Raw genomic sequence first — 15423 nt, 5'->3', positions numbered from 1 at the left:
CTGCTCCATCGCCGTGGCGAACCGCACCCGCTCCCGCGCCGCGGTCAACGTCGAACCGGTCAGCAACTGCACCTCGTGCACCACCGCCCGACACGCACTCTTGCGATGCACCGCAACCTTCTCGGCATACCGCGGGTCATCGATCGGGACGCGATGATCGGCGCTCAGATCCTCGACGAGCTCCGAGGTGGCATCCAGCAACACGGCATCGGCGAACCCCTTCACCGCCTCCGCGGCTTGGATCACGTCTCCCAGCCGCTCCAGCCGGACGCGGCCCGGCGCGCCTCGCTCACGGCTCCCCAGAGCCTTCGCCTCCGCGACAAGAAGCCGCACCGCGTCAGCCACCGGACCGGGCAGGCCAGCAAGATCCACGCTGCCCGCGGTGTCCTCCGTCATGACCGGCCCCCATCCGTCTCGCCTGTTTGCTATCTGTGTTCGAGTCTAGGTCCGACCACCGACACCCCTGCGCTTCTGCGGCGGCCGTCGCGGCACGACCGAATTCCAGCTGGACGGCCGCGACGGCGGCTACCGTGCAGCATGTGACAGACGACCTCGCACGCACCCCCACACCCGTCGACGCCATCGCCAACGCCCTGCACGAGCAGTCCCTCGCGCTCTCACCGATGTGGGGCACCTACCTCGGATCGAGCGACAGGCAGGACGAGCTCGACGACTTCTCCCCGGATGGCCTCGCCGCCCGCAACCGGCTGCACCGCGAGACGCTGCAGGCGCTGGACGGCGTGAGGGCCGCCGATGACGTCGACAAGGTCACCATCGATGCGATGCGCGAACGGCTCGGCCTGGACATCGAGACGTATGACGCCGGCCTCGAGCACGCCTCGCTGAACGTGATCGCCTCACCACTGCAAGACATTCGCGACATCTTCGACCTGATGCCGACCGACACCCCCGAGCAGATCGACACGATCGGCCGCCGCATGCGAGCCGTCCCCCGCGCACTCGACCAGTGGTTCGAGTCGTTGCACGTCGCGGCGGACCGCGGCATGGTCAGCCCCCGCCGACAGGTCGTCCAGTGCATCCAGCAGACCAAGGACCACACCGCGGACGACGGCTACTTCGCGGGGCTGAAGAAGCAGCACCCGCAGATCGCCGACGCCGTCGACTCGGCGGCAGCGGCATACGCGCGAGCCGGCGAGCGACTGGGCACCGAGCTCCTGCCGCAGGCACCGGAGTCCGATGCCTGCGGCCGCGAGGTCTACGGCCTCCGGTCGCGCTACTTCCTCGGCTCCACCGTCGACCTCGAGGAGACCTACGCCTGGGGCCAGGAGGAGTTGGCCCGCATCACCGACCAGATGCAGCAGGTCGCCCAGCAGATCAAGCCCGGCGCCTCCGTCAAGGAGGCCATGGCCGCCCTCGACGCCGACCCGGACTACACCCTGCACGGCACCGAGGAGCTGCAGCGCTGGATGCAGGGCAAGGCCGACGAGGCGATCGCCAACCTCGGCGGCAGCCACTTCGACATACCCGAACCGGCGCGCACCATCGAATGTTGCATCGCCCCCACGCAATCCGGTGGCATCTACTACACGGCACCGAGCGAGGACTTCTCCCGACCCGGCCGGATGTGGTGGTCGGTGCCCAAGGGTGAGGAGGACTTCAGCACCTGGCGGGAGCTGACCACCGTCTACCACGAAGGCGTCCCCGGACATCACCTGCAGAACGGCCAGACGATCTTCCGCTCCGCGCTGCTGAACTCCTGGCGTCGTCTCGACGTGTGGTGCTCCGGCCATGGCGAGGGCTGGGCCCTGTATGCCGAGCGGCTGATGGACGACTTGGGCTACCTGCAGGACCCGGGCAACAAGCTCGGCATGCTGGACGGCCAGTCGTTGCGCGCGGCCCGCGTCGTGCTCGACATCGGGGTGCACTGCGGTTTCGATGCGCCGGCGGAGGTCGGTGGGGGCGCGTGGACCTACGACAAGGCCTGGGAATTCCTCAACGCCCACTGCGACATGGGCGAAGGCTTCCTGCGGTTCGAGCTGGACCGCTACCTCGGCTGGCCCGGCCAGGCACCGTCATACAAGATCGGTGAGCGCATCTGGCTGCAGCTGCGCGAGGAAGCGCGAGCCGCGGAGGGCTCCGACTTCGACCTGAAGGCATTCCACCGGCGCGCTCTCGACATCGGCTCCGTCGGCCTCGACACCCTGCGAGGCGCGGTCCTCGGCACGCTCTGATCACCCGGCTGCTGCAAGGATGACCGGGTGCACATCGCCCTCCCGATCTTCCTGCTGACCGCTGCCGTGGTCGTGCTCGCGACCGTGGCGCGGTGGATCCGGCTGTCGGCCCCGCTGCTCCTGGTCGCCGTGGGTGCGGCGGTCTCGTTCCTGCCGTTCATGCCCTACCCGTTCGAGGTGAACCCCGAGGTCATCCTGCTCGGCTTCCTGCCGCCGCTGCTGTTCGCGGCCGCGTCCAACACCTCACTCATCGACCTGCGCCGGGAACGACGGCAGATCCTGCAGATGTCCGTGCTGCTGGTGCTGTTCACCGCCTTCGGTGTCGCGCTGGTGGCGTGGAAGCTGCTCGACATACCGTTCGCGGCCGCGGTGGCCCTCGGCGCCGTCGTCGCTCCACCCGACGCCGTCGCGGCCACCGCCGTCGCCCGCCGCATCGGCCTGCCCCGCCGCGTGGTGTCGGTGCTGGAGGGCGAGTCGCTCTTCAACGACGCCACCGCACTGGTGACGGTCAACACGGCCAAGGGGCTGATCGGCGGAGGTGCCGGTGCCGCAACGATTTTCACCGCGGGACGGGACTTCCTGTGGGCTTCGCTCGGCGGCGCGGTCATCGGCTTCGTCGCCTACCTGCTGGTCAAGTGGGTATGGCGCCATGTCACCGACACCGTCACCATCGTCGCGTTGAGCTTCCTCAGCCCGTGGATCGCCTACCTGCCCGCCGAGAAGGTGCACGCCTCCGGCGTCATCGCGGCCGTCGTCTGCGGCGTGGCCACCAGCCACGCGGCGCCGAGGATCCAGACCGCGCAGTCGCGAGTCTCCGAGCAGCTGAACTGGGCGTCGATGACGTTCCTGCTGGAGAACATGGTCTTCCTGCTGATCGGCCTGCAGACCCACACCATCGTCGACGGCGTCCGCAACTCCGGCAACAGCATGGCGCGGATCCTCGGCATCGCGCTCCTCATCCTGCTGACCGTCATGGTGCTGCGGCCGCTGTGGCTGCTCGGCTCGGAGATCATCAGCCGCCGGATGGGCTGGTCCAGCACCACGATGACCGGCCGCGAGACCGCCATCGCGTCCTGGGCCGGTATGCGCGGCGTGGTGACGCTGGCGGCGGCGTTCCTGCTGCCGCCGGAGACACCCGGACGCGAGGCGATGGTCTTCATCGCGCTGGTCGTCACGGTGGGCACCCTGGTGCTGCAGGGCTTCACGCTGGGGTTCCTGTCCCGCCGACTCGACCTGCACGGGCCCGACCCGCGCGAGGACGCCCTCCAGACCGCGCAGCTGACCCAGGCGGCGGTCAATGCCGGCAACCACCGACTCGACGAGGAGCTGGACGACAGCGAGTTCGACGTCCCGGAACAGGTGGTGACCGTGCTGCGTCACCAGTCCGCCCGCCGCGCCAACCTGGCCTGGGAGCGACTCGGCCACAGCGACGAGCGCAGCGAGACACCGTCGGACGCCTACCGACGACTGCGATCGGCCATGCTGGATGCCGAACGCACCAAGGTCCTCAAACTGCGCGACAAGGGCGTGATGGACCACGAGGTGTTGCAGGCCGTCATGGGGTCGCTGGACCTGGAGGAGTCGATGATCGCGCGCGTGCAGGACTACGACCGCAACCTGACCGAGCGCCTGCTGCTCACGCCCGAGGAGCGCCAGTTCGGCTGCCAGCACCTCGCGGACGCACCCTTCGCGGTCGACCCCGACACACCCGAGGGGTGCGAGGAGTGTCTGCGCGACGGCACCGTCTGGGTCCACCTGCGCCTGTGCCTGGCGTGCGGCCACGTCGGCTGCTGCGACTCCTCGGTCGGCAAACACGCCAGCAAGCACTTCGAGGAGACCGGCCACCCGGTCATGCGTTCCTTCGAACCGGGCGAGGCCTGGCGCTGGTGCTTCGTGGACAACATCCTGGGTTGACCGGCATCCCCTAGGCTGGCCCGTCGTGACCGTCGACCTGATCCTCGCCTCCGCCTCCCCCGCCCGCCTCGCGACGCTGCGCTCGGCCGGGGTCGAACCCCGGGTCATCGTCTCCGACGTCGACGAACCGGCCGCGATCACGGCCGCCGAGACAGCACTCGGGCAGCCACTGGCCACCGACGAGGTCGCGTTGCTGCTGGCCCGCGCCAAGTGCGAGGCCGTGGCCGCCACCGCCGACGCCGACGCCCTCGTGCTCGGCTGTGACTCGGTGCTGGAGTTCGACGGGCAGACGTTCGGCAAACCCGCCGACGCGGCCGACGCGACCGCGCGCTGGCAGCGGATGCGCGGGCAGACCGGCACCCTGCACACCGGACACTGGCTCATCGACGGCCGCGACGACTCCACCGGGGCGACGCTGGGTGTCGTGGCCTCCACCGTGGTGCATTTCGCCGCGCTCAGCGACGCCGAGATCGAGGCGTATGTCGCCACGGGTGAGCCGCTGCACGTCGCAGGTGCCTTCACCATCGACGGATTGGGTGGCCCGTTCGTCCGCCGCATCGAGGGAGATCACCACAACGTGGTGGGCCTCAGCCTGCCGGTGCTGCGGGACATGCTCGCCGAGGTCGGCGTGCGGTTCGACCAGTTGCGCGACTGAGACAGCACACCGCGCGGGTCAGGCCGCCTCGCCGGCGGGGTCGACGACGGCGGGCATGTGCATCAGCCGCGGGAACCCGAGCACGACCAGACCGGACAGCAGCAGCACGGCGAAGGCCACCATCGCCTCCTCCCCACCTGCTGCCCCGATGAGGAATCCCATCGTCGCCGGGGCGAGCGCGGTCAGCACCAGCGACATGACGTTGTCGGCGCTCATCACCCGCCCGAGGCGGTCCGGTGGTGTGCGGTCGGTCAACACCGCGACGACCGCCGCGTTGCACGGCGCGAGCAGGAAGGTCGCGCACGCCATCAGCACCATCAGCACCAACGGGGCGTGCACGAACGCCATACCGGTGAACGCGGCCGCACCGACGACGGGCGTGAGCAGCATCAACAGGCCCACACTCAGATGCTGCAGGATCCGGCCGGACAGCAGCGACGCGACCAGCATCGAGACCGCCATCGCGCTGGTCACCGCACCGATCCAGGCAGGGTCGGTGCCGCGCTGCTGCATGGTGATCGTCACCGACACGACCAGGCCCGTGCCGGCGAAGTTCAGCACCGTCGACAGCAGGGTGATGGTGCGCAGCAGCTCGTGACCGAAGAGGAAGCGCAGGCCGGTGCGGATCGCCGGCAGCAACGCCTCCCGCTCGTGGGCCGCCGTGCCCGGCAGCGGTGTGCGCACCCGTGAGGCGCAGAAGATCGCGACCAGGTAGGTCAGGACGTCGGCGACCATCGGCAGTCCGCGAGCCACCCCGAAGAGGGCCCCGCCGATCGGCGGCCCGGCCAGCCCCGCGGTCGCCGAGCGCACCTGGTTGTTGACCGCCGCCCGCGGTATGTCGCCCTTGCGCACCACGTGCCGCACGGCGACCTGCTCGGCGGGACCGTAGAAGCTGTTGGCCACCCCACCGCACGCCGCTGCCAGCATCAGGTGCGGGACGGTGACGTGGTCGGCGAATGCAGCGACGGCCACCGACAGGTAGGCCGCCGCGCCGAGCGCCGCCGCGGCGATCATCGTCCGGCGGCGGTCCCAACGGTCCACCAGCGCACCGGCGGGCAGGCCGATCAGCACCAGCGCCATGGTCGTCGCACCGGCGACGAGGCCCACCGCGAACGGGCTGCCGGTCGCGGCGAGAGTGATCAGCGGGAACGCGAGGCTGCTCATGCGGCTGCCGAGACTGGACACCGCACCGCCGGCGATCAGGTAGGCGTAATCGCGGTTGTGGCGCAGCGGCGGATGCACGAGATCGTCGGGGTCCACCGGTGGATGCCCCGCGTCGTCGGTCCCCACCGTCGCGCTCCCCCTTTCGTCCACTGTCACGATCCACCACCCTGCCATTCCGTGGGCCGCCGTTGGGGTTCGGAAAGGTAAGAGTTTGGTCACGCGGCGAACTCGTCGATGCGCAACCGCCGGTGGCCCGGGATACAGGTCTAGCGTCGTTCTTCGGACACCTATCCATCGGCCCGCCGCTGCTCGCCTCCCTCGCCCCAAGGAGCCGTATGTCGACCACTTTCCCATCGGCCAAACTCACTGCGGACCAGCGCAATTCGTTCGCCGCGGCCTACCTCGGCTGGGCGATGGACGCCTTCGACTACTTCCTCGTCGTGCTGATCTACGCCCAGATCGCCAAGGACTTCGGCAAGTCGCTGACCGAGATGTCGCTGATCACCACGATGACCCTGGTCATGCGCCCGGTCGGGGCATTCATCTTCGGCCTGTGGGCCGACCGTGCCGGCCGCCGCATCCCGCTGATGGTCGACGTGTCGTTCTACTCGGTGGTCGGGTTCCTGTGCGCGTTCGCACCCAACTTCTGGGTGCTGATGGTGCTGCGCATGCTCTACGGCATCGGCATGGGCGGCGAGTGGGGTCTGGGTGCAGCGTTGGCGATGGAGAAGATCCCGGTCCACCGCCGTGGCTTCTTCTCCGGCATCCTGCAGGGCGGCTACTCGATGGGTTACCTGATGGCGTCACTGGCGTTCCTGGTGGTCAACACCTGGTGGGGCCTCAACTGGCGGTGGATGTTCGCCCTGTCGATCGTGCCGGCGCTGATCTCGTTGATCATCCGCGCCCGCGTCGAGGAGTCGGAGGTATGGCGCGAGAGCCGCGAGCGCTTCAGGTCGACCACCACGAGCGTCGGCGACATCGTGAAGAACCCGACGATCTGGAAGCGCTTCATCTTCCTGGTGCTGCTGATGACCGCGTTCAACTGGATGAGCCACGGGACCCAGGACGTCTACCCGACCTTCCTGAAGGAGACCGTCGACTCCGGGCTGGGCTTCGCCAAGTCGACCGCCACCTGGATCGCGGTGATCTACAACATCGGCGCGATCATCGGTGGCGCGATCGCGGGCTCCCTGTCGGAGCGCTACGGCCGCAAGACGCTGATCGTGCTGTGCGCGGTGCTCGGGCTGCCGATCGTGCCGCTCTTCGCGTATTCCACGTCGATCGGGATGATCATTCTCGGTTCGTTCCTGATGCAGGTGATGGTGCAGGGCGCCTGGGGCGTCATACCCGCGCACCTGACGGAGCTGTCGCCCGACGAGATCCGCGGTTTCTACCCCGGTGTCACCTACCAGCTCGGCAACTGCCTGGCGGCATTCAACCTGCCGATCCAGGAAGCGCTGGCGTCGTCGCACGGCTACCCGTTCGCACTGTCCGTCACCATCGTCCCGGTGTTCATCGCGGTCATTGTGTTGACCCTCGTCGGCAAGGAACAGAAGGGGATCCGCTTCGGCACCCGCGACGCCAGCGTGGTCGCCGAGACGACCGGGTGAGGTCTCGATTGACCTCACGTGCGCTCGAAGGACGAGGATGGTGCCCATGATCACCTGTGCCACCTGCGCCGTGGAGTACGACGACAGCGCCGCGGGCCGCGACTGCCCGATCTGCGCCGACGAGCGACAGTACCTGCCCGAGCAGGGACAGATCTGGTCCAGCCTCAACCAGTTGGCCGCGGCCGGGCGCCGCGTCGAGGTGCTGGACCTGCGGCCCGGGCTCACCGGCCTGCGCACCGACGTGGGCATCGGGCAGACCGGCCTGCTGGTGCAGACGCCCGAGGGCAACCTGCTGTGGGACCCGCCGGGTTACCTCGACGACGAGGCCGTCGCGGCGGTGTCCGGCCGGGGTGGCATCCGGTGGATCGCGGCGAGCCATCCGCACATGTTCGGCGTCCAGCTCGAGTGGTCGGCCGCGTTCGACGACGCACCGGTGTACGTGAACGCGGCGGACAGCCGGTGGCTGGGCCGTCGCGGTCCGGCGATCACCGAGTGGGGTGACCGGCTGCCGCTGACCGACGGGCTGACCCTGCACCGGATCGGCGGCCACTTCCCGGGCAGCGCGGTCGCCCATTGGACCCAGGGTGCGGGCGGTCGCGGCGCGCTGCTCAGCGGCGACACGATCATGCCGAACCCGGACCGTCGGACGGTGAGTTTCATGCGCTCCTACCCCAACCGGATCCCGTTGTCCGGCAACGTTGTCCAGCGGATCGCCGCACGCGTCGCGCCGCTCGCGTTCGACGAGATCTGGAACAACTTCGGCGTGGCTGTCCCGACCAACGCCGGTGCGGCCGTGCAGCGCTCGGCGGAGCGGCACGCCGCATGGGTCCGCGGAGACTTCGACCACTTGATGTGATCGCCCTGCTATCCTTACCTCAGTACCGAGAGTAAGGAACGTCATGGAGACCACCGCCAGACTGACGTCGAAAGGGCAGATCACGGTGCCCAAGGCAGTGCGGGACGCACTCGGCGTCACCGAAGGGGACGACATCTTCTTCCGAGTCGAAGGCGACCGGGCGGTGCTCGCGCGCACGCCCGACTTCCTGAGCCTTGCCGGCACGGTGCCCGTTCCGGCAGCGAAGCGCAACGCGACCTGGGACGACGTGCTCCGTCGCACTCATGGGGCACGAGCCGCCCGATCGCAATGACGGCGTTCGTCGACACGAACGTCCTCATCAGGCACCTGACGGGTGATCCACCGGCCATGGCCGCGCACGCCACCGCCTTCCTGCGCCGCGAGTCCGAACTTTTGTTGGCCGATCTGATCGTCGCCGAGACCGTCTACGTCTTGGAGTCGTTTTACGAAGTCCCCCGGGTCCGGGCCGCCGAGGTCATCAGATCCCTGCTTGCGCTCCAGTCCGTGGTCGTGACCGACCGTGACACCCTGCTCCGCGCAGTGGAGATCTACGAGGTCGACCGCCTCGACTTCGCCGAGGCATACCTAGTGGCGTGCGCGGAAAGTTCTGCCGTCGGTAAGGTTGCCTCGTTCGACAAGGCGATCGACCGGGTGCCCACGGTTCGACGGGTCCAACCCGGCCGAGACTGACCGCGAGTCAGACGGATCCGGCCGTCGCGGCATCGGCGGGGGCGACATCGGCTAGCAGCGGCATTCGCCGGAGTGGTCCGACCAGCATCAGTGAGGCGACCACGAACGTCAACGCACCGAGCACCACCAGGGTGGGTTCGCCGCCCCACCACTCCGTGAACAGTCCTCCGGCCGCCGGCGCGAGTGGTGACATCGCCAGCACGCACGTCATCAGCGCGCTCTGGACACGGCCCTGCAGCGCATCGGGGGTGATCAGCATGACGTAGGTCATAAAGCCCGCGTTGGGTGCCGGGTTCAGCACGAAACCGACGACGAGCAGCGTCAGCACCAACGGATAGCTCTGCACGAACGCACACGCGACCAGACTCGCGGCGAGCACGGTGGCAGCCACGAGCAGCATCCGTCCGGCCGGAGCACCTCATGGCGCCATGCGAAACGCAGACCGGATCGCATCGCTCGCACCGGAGGTTCGTGCGCGTCGCCGTCCGGAGGCGGCGCCGGCAGTGGCGTGCGCACCAACAGCGCCGCGACCGCGGCGCCCAGGTAGGACACCACGTCGGCCAGCACCGGCAGCGATCGGGAGACCGAGAAAGGCAGCCCGCCCAACGGCGGGTCGACCAGGCCGGTGACACCCTGCCGCCCCTGTATCGCGGACATCGCGGTGCTCAGATCCTCAGCCGGCACAACGGTTTTCGTCGCCAGCGTGTCCGCGGGGAGAGAAGAACGCCTCCGCGCCGCCGACCACCACACCGGCGATCACCAGTTGGGTGATCGTCAGCGCATCCGCGGCATGATGTTCGGAGCACCCCTCGAAGAGGTGCTGGGAGCCGAGGTGTCCGCAGATCGACCAGATGCCGAGAGCTCCGGCAAGCGTCAGTAGGCTGCGGAACGCGACAGGTTCGCCGCGCCACGGTGCGGCGAGACAACAGGGAACCCGGTGCGACTCCGGGACTGCCCCGCAGCGGTATGTGAGAACGACCTCCGTCATACGCACTGGCCATCGGCTGGGAAGCGACGGACAGTAGACGCCGGCACCGGCACGCTCACGAGTCCGAATACCTGCCCGTCGCCCGGACCCGGGCCCCGGTGCGGCCGACGAAGTGACCTCTCGGGTGGGTCACGAAGGAGATTGCTGATGACCGATCACACGATCGCAACCGTTCTGGGCTGGCCGCGACAGGGCCCCAAACGGGAACTGAAACGGGCCGTCGAGGGCTACTGGACCGGCCGCAACACTGCCGAGCAACTGCACGACGCCGCCGCCGAGCTACGCGCCGATGCGTGGAAACAACTGGCCGACAACGGGATCCATGAGGTCCCCACAGGCGACTTCTCCTACTACGATCACGTGCTCGACACGGCGACCATGGTCGGTGCCGTCCCGCAGCGCTATCGTGACGCCGCCGACAGCCGGCTGGACGTCTATTTCGCGAGGGCGCGCGGCAACGACCGGGTGGCTCCGCTGGAGATGACGAAGTGGTTCGACACCAACTACCACTACCTGGTCCCGGAGCTGTCCCCCAAGACGGTCTTCGCCGCAGACCCCGCCCGGCAGGTCGCACACTTCACCGAGGCGACCCGGGCCGGCCATCGGGCGCGTCCCGTGCTCATCGGACCAGTCACCTTCCTCCTGCTGTCCAAGGCGGCCGACGAGGCACCGACCGGCTTCGATCCGCTGTCGTTGCTCGACCCGCTGCTCGACGTGTATGCCGAGATCCTCGGCGCCCTGCACGACGCCGGTGCCGCCTGGGTGCAGTTGGACGAGCCCGCCCTGGTGCTGGATCAGCCGGCGCCCGTGCTGGACGCCGCACGGCATGCCCTCGACCGCCTCGGCACGACGAGCAATCGACCGAAACTGTTGATTGCCAGCTATTTCGCCGCCCTGCAGGACGCGTTCGAGGTGCTCGCGGACGCACCCGTCGACGGCCTGGCGATCGACTGCACCATCGCCGACAACGTCACGGCGATCCTCCAGCACGGGCTGGCCGGCAAGCGACTCGTCGCAGGTGTCATCGACGGCCGCAACGTCTGGGCCGCAGACCTGGACGACCGGCTGGCCACGCTCCATCGGCTGGCCCCGCGCGTCGACGATCTGGTCGTCGGCAGTTCCTGCTCGCTGCTGCACGTGCCGCTCGACGCCTCGCGCGAATCCGCGATCGATGACGAAGTCCGCAGCTGGCTGGCCTTCGCACGCGAGAAGGTGCTCGAGATCCGCACCCTGGCAACGGCATTGGACGGCCAGGATGGCGCAGCTCCCGCGCTGGAGAACGCACGTGACGCGATCGCCTCGCGACGCGGTTCGGCACGGACTCACGACGAAACCGTGCGAACCCGGACGGCCGCGATCACCAGCGCCGACACCCATCGCGCGACCGCCTTCGAGCAGCGCCGCGAGCAGCAACAGCAGGCACTCGGGCTGCCGCCACTGCCGACCACCACCATCGGCTCGTTCCCGCAGACCGCCGCCGTGCGCAAGGCGCGCGCGGCACTGCGCAAGGGCGAGAGCGACCGCGCGGCATACGAACTCGCCATGAGAAGTGAGATCGCTTCGGTCATCGAGGTCCAGGAGGAACTCGGCCTCGACGTGCTCGTCCACGGCGAACCGGAGCGCAACGACATGGTGCAGTACTTCGCCGAGCAGCTCGAGGGCTTCCTGACGACCGCCCACGGCTGGGTGCAGTCCTACGGCACCCGGTGCGTGCGGCCGCCGATCATCTTCGGCGACGTGTCGCGTCCTGAGCCGATGACCGTCGACTGGTGGCGGTACGCGCAGTCGCTGACCGACCGACCGGTCAAGGGCATGCTGACCGGACCGGTCACGATGGTTGCCTGGTCGTTCGTCCGCGACGACCAGCCGGTCGGCGACACCGCCCGGCAGGTCGCGCTCGCGTTGCGCGACGAAGTGTCCGACCTGGAACGGGCGGGCTGCCGGATCATCCAGGTCGACGAACCGGCACTGCGCGAGACGCTCCCGCTGCGCGCCGCGGACCGCGCGGCTTACCTGCGCTGGGCGACCGAATCCTTCCGGTTGGCAACGAGTTCGGTCGCAGACGCCACCCAGGTGCATACGCACATGTGCTATGCAGACTTCGGTGACATCTTCGCCGCGATCGACGAACTGGACGCCGACGTGATCAGTCTGGAGGCGGCCCGGTCGGGTATGTCGCTCGCCGAGGAGCTGCGGGATGCGGGCTATCGCAAGGGGGTCGGTCCCGGCGTCTACGACATCCACTCGCCGCGGGTGCCCGCCGAAGACGAGGTGCGGCAGCTGCTGGAACGCGCGGTGCGGTCCCTGCCGGCCGAACTGGTCTGGGCGAACCCGGATTGCGGACTGAAGACGCGTCGTCCCGCAGAGGTGCGGGCTGCGCTCGCGCACCTGGTCGCCGCCGCGCGGACGGTGCGCGAGAAGGTCGGCGCGGCCGCATCCTGACCGCGCCCGTCGGAGCCGTCAGCGCTCGGCCGACCACGGGCCGTGGATGATCGGCGCCGTCTCGTTGTCGGGCTCCTCGGCAGCGTCCCCCTCGTCGCCCCGCTCGGTGTCCAGGTGCCGGGTGACGAGGGGGATCGTCCGCTCGTCGCGGTCGGGCGCGGCCGGCTGCGGGGTCGGCAACCGGTGCGCCTCAGGAGGCGGTGCCGGTGTCGTCGGCAGCTGCGCGGTGCCGTCGCCGAAGTCCAACGGCAGCGGCACTTCCTGGTGGGCAGGTTCCGCGTCCGCACGATCGGGCTGGGCTGGCGTGTCGAAGCCGACGTCGATCCGCTGGAATCCCTTGAGCCGCGTCGTGTGCGCGAGACCGCTGTAGGCGCGCACATCGGCGTCCGTGAGCTGCACGTTGTCCGTGAACGGAGTCAGCAGCGCCCGCGGCCACAGGCGCAACACCCAGACAGCGTTGATCTCCATGCTCAGCACCACGATGATGCCGGCGACGAAGAGGAAGAGCATCAGACCGAGGACGACGGCCAGAGTGCCGTTCATCGAGGCGTTGCGCTGCACGACGTGCTCGACATACAGGTTGCCGAAGCGCTGCAGCACCTGCCACATGATGGCGGCGAAGACCGCGCCAGGCCACATCTCCCGCCAGCGCAGCGAGCGACCGGTCGCCACGTGGTAGGCGACCATCAGGGCGAGCACGTCGATCGCCAGGGTGCCCAGCTTCACTCCGAGCGAGGCGAGCCCCTCCAGGTGCACCAGCCGCGGCACGACCTGCGTCAGACCGATGGTGGCCAGCAGCGACGTCCCGAGCAGGCCGATCAGTCCGACCGACTTGCCACGCGCCGCAAAGGGATTGGGTCGCGAGTTGCGCGGCACCTGCCACACGCTGTTGGCGATGTACTGGAATGCCTGCGCACTACCCAGCGCACCGTAGAGCGCCACGAGCGTGCTGACGGTGATCGAGACCCAGCTGCCGGAGAGGGCGTTCGGCTTGCTGATCTGGTCGCTGATGATCGGGAACTCGTTGAGCGCCGACTTGATCAGCTCCTGCTGGAGTCCCGGGTCGCCGTTGAGGACCACACCCAGGATGGTGGTGGCCAGGATGAGCAGCGGGAAGAGCGACACGAAGGCGTAGAAGGCCAGCAGCGCCGCCAGGTAGTTGCCCATGTCGTCGAAGAACTTGTAGACGACGGCGATGGGGTAACCCAGCGGCGCGAATCGCCGCTGCGCCCGATCCACCGCCGAGTGTGCCACCACCCCTCCACGGTATCGGGTGTGACCTAGACTGGGGGTATGGCGCGGCGCCGCTCGCTGAAGGCGCGGTCACGACGGGCGGCATACCGCAGTCGGCGCAAGAGGTCCGCGCGCAGGTCGGGCGCCTCGACCACCGTGTCGATGACCAGGTCGGACGCCAGTCGTTCCAGGTCGACGTCCTGCAGGTATTCGTCACGGCGCGCCTGCACGAACGCAGCGCGCTCCGCCTCGTCCTCGATGGCGGCGATCTTGCCGGCATACACGGCGTTGACGGCCGCCTCCGGACCCATGACCGCGATGCGCGCGGTGGGCAGGGCGATGGTCGCGTCCGGCCCGAAGCCGGGACCGCACATGGCGTAGAGGCCCGCGCCGTACGCCTTGCGCACCACCACGCAGAACTGCGGCACGGTGGCCTCCGACACCGCCGACACCATCTTGGCGCCGTGCCGGATGATCCCGCCGCGCTCGACCTCGGAGCCGATCATGAACCCGGGCACGTCAGCCAGGTAGATCAACGGGATCGAGTAGGCGTCGCACATCCAGATGAAGCGGGTCGCCTTGTCGGCGCTGTCGGTGAAGAGCACACCGCCCTTGGCCGCGGAGTTGTTGGCCACGAAACCCACTGTGCGCCCGTCCATCCGGCCGAAGCCGACGACCAGTTCGGGTGCGAAGAGCGGCTTGATCTCGAAGAACGAGTCGTCGTCGACCAGTCCCTCGATGACGTGATGGATGTCGAAGGGCTGGCTCTCGATCTCCGGCACCGTGGTGTCGGTCAGCGGCACCTCCGGCTCCTCCGCGAGGTATGCCGGGGGCGCCTCCCGCCAGGTGGAGGGCACGTAGGAGAAGAACAGCTTGGCCAGCTCGATGGCCTCGGTGTCGTCCTCGGCGAGCAGGTCGCCCACCCCGGAGACGGTGCAGTGCATCCGGGCGCCGCCCATCTCCTCGAGCGTCACCTTCTCACCGACGACCATCTCCGCCATACGCGGGCTGCCGAGGTACATGGAGGCGTTGCCCTCGACCATGATGAGGACGTCGGTGAAGCTGGGGATGTATGCGCCGCCGGCGGCCGATGGGCCGAAGAGGCAGCAGATCTGCGGCACCTTGCCCGACAGCGCGACCTGGTTGTGGAAGATCCGTCCGGCGCCGCGCCGGCCCGGGAAGAGTTGCACCTGGTCGGTGATCCGCGCGCCGGCCGAGTCGACGAACCAGAAGATCGGCAGTTCCTCGCGCAGCGCCGATTCCGTGGCGCGCACGATCTTCTCGACCGTGCGGGCGCCCCAGGAGCCGGCCTTCACCGTCGGGTCGTTGGCGACCACGATCGCCGGCCGGCCGTCGACGGTGCCGCGGCCGGTGACCACACCGTCGGCCGGCAGATTGCCGGCGGTGGCATTGGCGTAGCGGCCGTCCTCGATGAAGGAGCCCTCGTCGAAGAGCAACGCGATCCGGTCGCGCACGTAGAGCTTGTGCTGCGAGTCGAGCTTGGCGCGCGCCTTGTCCGAGAGCGTCTGCGATGCCTGGTGCGCCGCCGCGAGCCGTGCGCGGCCGGCCGCGCCCCCCCGGGCAGGGGGCGGGCGCCAGCCCGCACCCCGAGGCCGCGCGCGGGCCGCCCCCGGTGGGCCGCCGAGGGGCCGTCGGCGAGCACCAGGATCTTGGGGGCG

Annotated in this window: 14 protein-coding genes and 1 riboswitch; of the genes, 8 read left to right on the top strand and 6 right to left on the bottom strand. The window is 69.1% G+C overall.

Annotated elements, in window-relative coordinates; genetic code table 11:
- The coding region (locus tag ACTHL4_RS10780; RefSeq protein ID WP_440282764.1) for a hypothetical protein at positions 1 to 396 on the bottom strand (396 nt) is incomplete at its 3' end.
- A gap of 143 nt (positions 397 to 539) precedes the next feature.
- On the opposite strand from ACTHL4_RS10780, the gene ACTHL4_RS10775 reads away from it, so the two are divergent.
- From ACTHL4_RS10775 to ACTHL4_RS10765, 3 genes are read left to right on the top strand one after another with little or no spacing between them, the layout of a single operon-like run.
- Positions 540 to 2192 carry a DUF885 domain-containing protein gene (locus ACTHL4_RS10775; protein WP_440282763.1) on the top strand — a complete coding sequence of 551 codons (1653 nt, stop codon included), beginning with the start codon at positions 540 to 542 and terminating at the stop codon, positions 2190 to 2192.
- Positions 2193 to 2219: 27 nt separating this feature from the next.
- Complete coding sequence (locus tag ACTHL4_RS10770; protein ID WP_440282762.1) at positions 2220 to 4106, top strand: Na+/H+ antiporter; 1887 nt, start codon at positions 2220 to 2222, stop codon at positions 4104 to 4106.
- Positions 4107 to 4131: 25 nt separating this feature from the next.
- Positions 4132 to 4761 (top strand): Maf family protein, encoded by a 630-nt coding sequence (locus ACTHL4_RS10765; protein ID WP_440282761.1) that lies wholly within the window; start codon positions 4132 to 4134, stop codon positions 4759 to 4761.
- Between the two features lie 18 nt (positions 4762 to 4779).
- On the opposite strand, the gene ACTHL4_RS10760 is transcribed toward ACTHL4_RS10765, so the two are convergent.
- A complete protein-coding gene (locus ACTHL4_RS10760; RefSeq protein WP_440282760.1) occupies positions 4780 to 6081 on the bottom strand; it encodes an MFS transporter in 1302 nt (433 codons plus the stop codon).
- A gap of 179 nt (positions 6082 to 6260) precedes the next feature.
- On the opposite strand from ACTHL4_RS10760, the gene ACTHL4_RS10755 reads away from it, so the two are divergent.
- From ACTHL4_RS10755 to ACTHL4_RS10740, 4 genes are read left to right on the top strand one after another with little or no spacing between them, the layout of a single operon-like run.
- Positions 6261 to 7535, top strand: coding sequence for an MFS transporter (locus ACTHL4_RS10755; RefSeq protein WP_440282759.1), 1275 nt, complete (start codon positions 6261 to 6263; stop codon positions 7533 to 7535).
- 46 nt (positions 7536 to 7581) lie between these two features.
- The gene (locus ACTHL4_RS10750) at positions 7582 to 8391 is read left to right on the top strand and encodes a hydrolase (RefSeq protein WP_440282758.1); all 810 of its coding nucleotides are present in this window, start codon (positions 7582 to 7584) and stop codon (positions 8389 to 8391) included.
- A gap of 43 nt (positions 8392 to 8434) precedes the next feature.
- The gene (locus ACTHL4_RS10745; RefSeq protein ID WP_440282757.1) at positions 8435 to 8683 is read left to right on the top strand and encodes an AbrB/MazE/SpoVT family DNA-binding domain-containing protein; all 249 of its coding nucleotides are present in this window, start codon (positions 8435 to 8437) and stop codon (positions 8681 to 8683) included.
- Positions 8680 to 9081, top strand: a complete 402-nt coding sequence (locus ACTHL4_RS10740) for a PIN domain-containing protein (protein WP_440282756.1) — start codon at positions 8680 to 8682, stop codon at positions 9079 to 9081. Before ACTHL4_RS10745 ends, ACTHL4_RS10740 begins: the two co-directional genes overlap by 4 nt.
- 7 nt (positions 9082 to 9088) lie before the next feature.
- Here ACTHL4_RS10740 and ACTHL4_RS10735 read toward each other — a convergent pair whose 3' ends face one another.
- Positions 9089 to 9472, bottom strand: a complete 384-nt coding sequence (locus ACTHL4_RS10735; protein WP_440282755.1) for a hypothetical protein — start codon at positions 9470 to 9472, stop codon at positions 9089 to 9091.
- On the bottom strand, positions 9403 to 9738 hold the full coding sequence (locus ACTHL4_RS10730) for a hypothetical protein (protein WP_440282754.1): 336 nt from the start codon (positions 9736 to 9738) through the stop codon (positions 9403 to 9405). The genes ACTHL4_RS10735 and ACTHL4_RS10730 overlap by 70 nt, the downstream gene beginning before the upstream one ends.
- Before the next feature lie 234 nt (positions 9739 to 9972).
- Positions 9973 to 10150: riboswitch (cobalamin riboswitch) on the top strand.
- A 66-nt stretch (positions 10151 to 10216) separates the two neighbouring features.
- Here ACTHL4_RS10730 and metE point away from each other — a divergent pair.
- Entirely contained in the window at positions 10217 to 12511 is a 2295-nt protein-coding gene (gene metE / locus ACTHL4_RS10725; protein ID WP_440282753.1) for a 5-methyltetrahydropteroyltriglutamate--homocysteine S-methyltransferase, read from the top strand.
- Between the two features lie 18 nt (positions 12512 to 12529).
- Here the strand turns inward: metE and ACTHL4_RS10720 are convergent, their stop codons facing one another.
- Both ACTHL4_RS10720 and ACTHL4_RS10715 read right to left on the bottom strand, forming a co-directional pair.
- Positions 12530 to 13768, bottom strand: coding sequence for a YihY/virulence factor BrkB family protein (locus ACTHL4_RS10720; protein ID WP_440282752.1), 1239 nt, complete (start codon positions 13766 to 13768; stop codon positions 12530 to 12532).
- A 23-nt stretch (positions 13769 to 13791) separates the two neighbouring features.
- On the bottom strand, positions 13792 to 15423 hold a 1632-nt coding region (locus ACTHL4_RS10715; RefSeq protein WP_440282751.1), incomplete at its 5' end, for an acyl-CoA carboxylase subunit beta.

The organism is Flexivirga sp. (assembly GCF_051955415.1).
Classification (GTDB): domain Bacteria; phylum Actinomycetota; class Actinomycetes; order Actinomycetales; family Dermatophilaceae; genus Flexivirga.
Note: the sequence above shows the minus strand (reverse complement) of the source record. Positions and strands in the feature narration are given on the sequence as shown.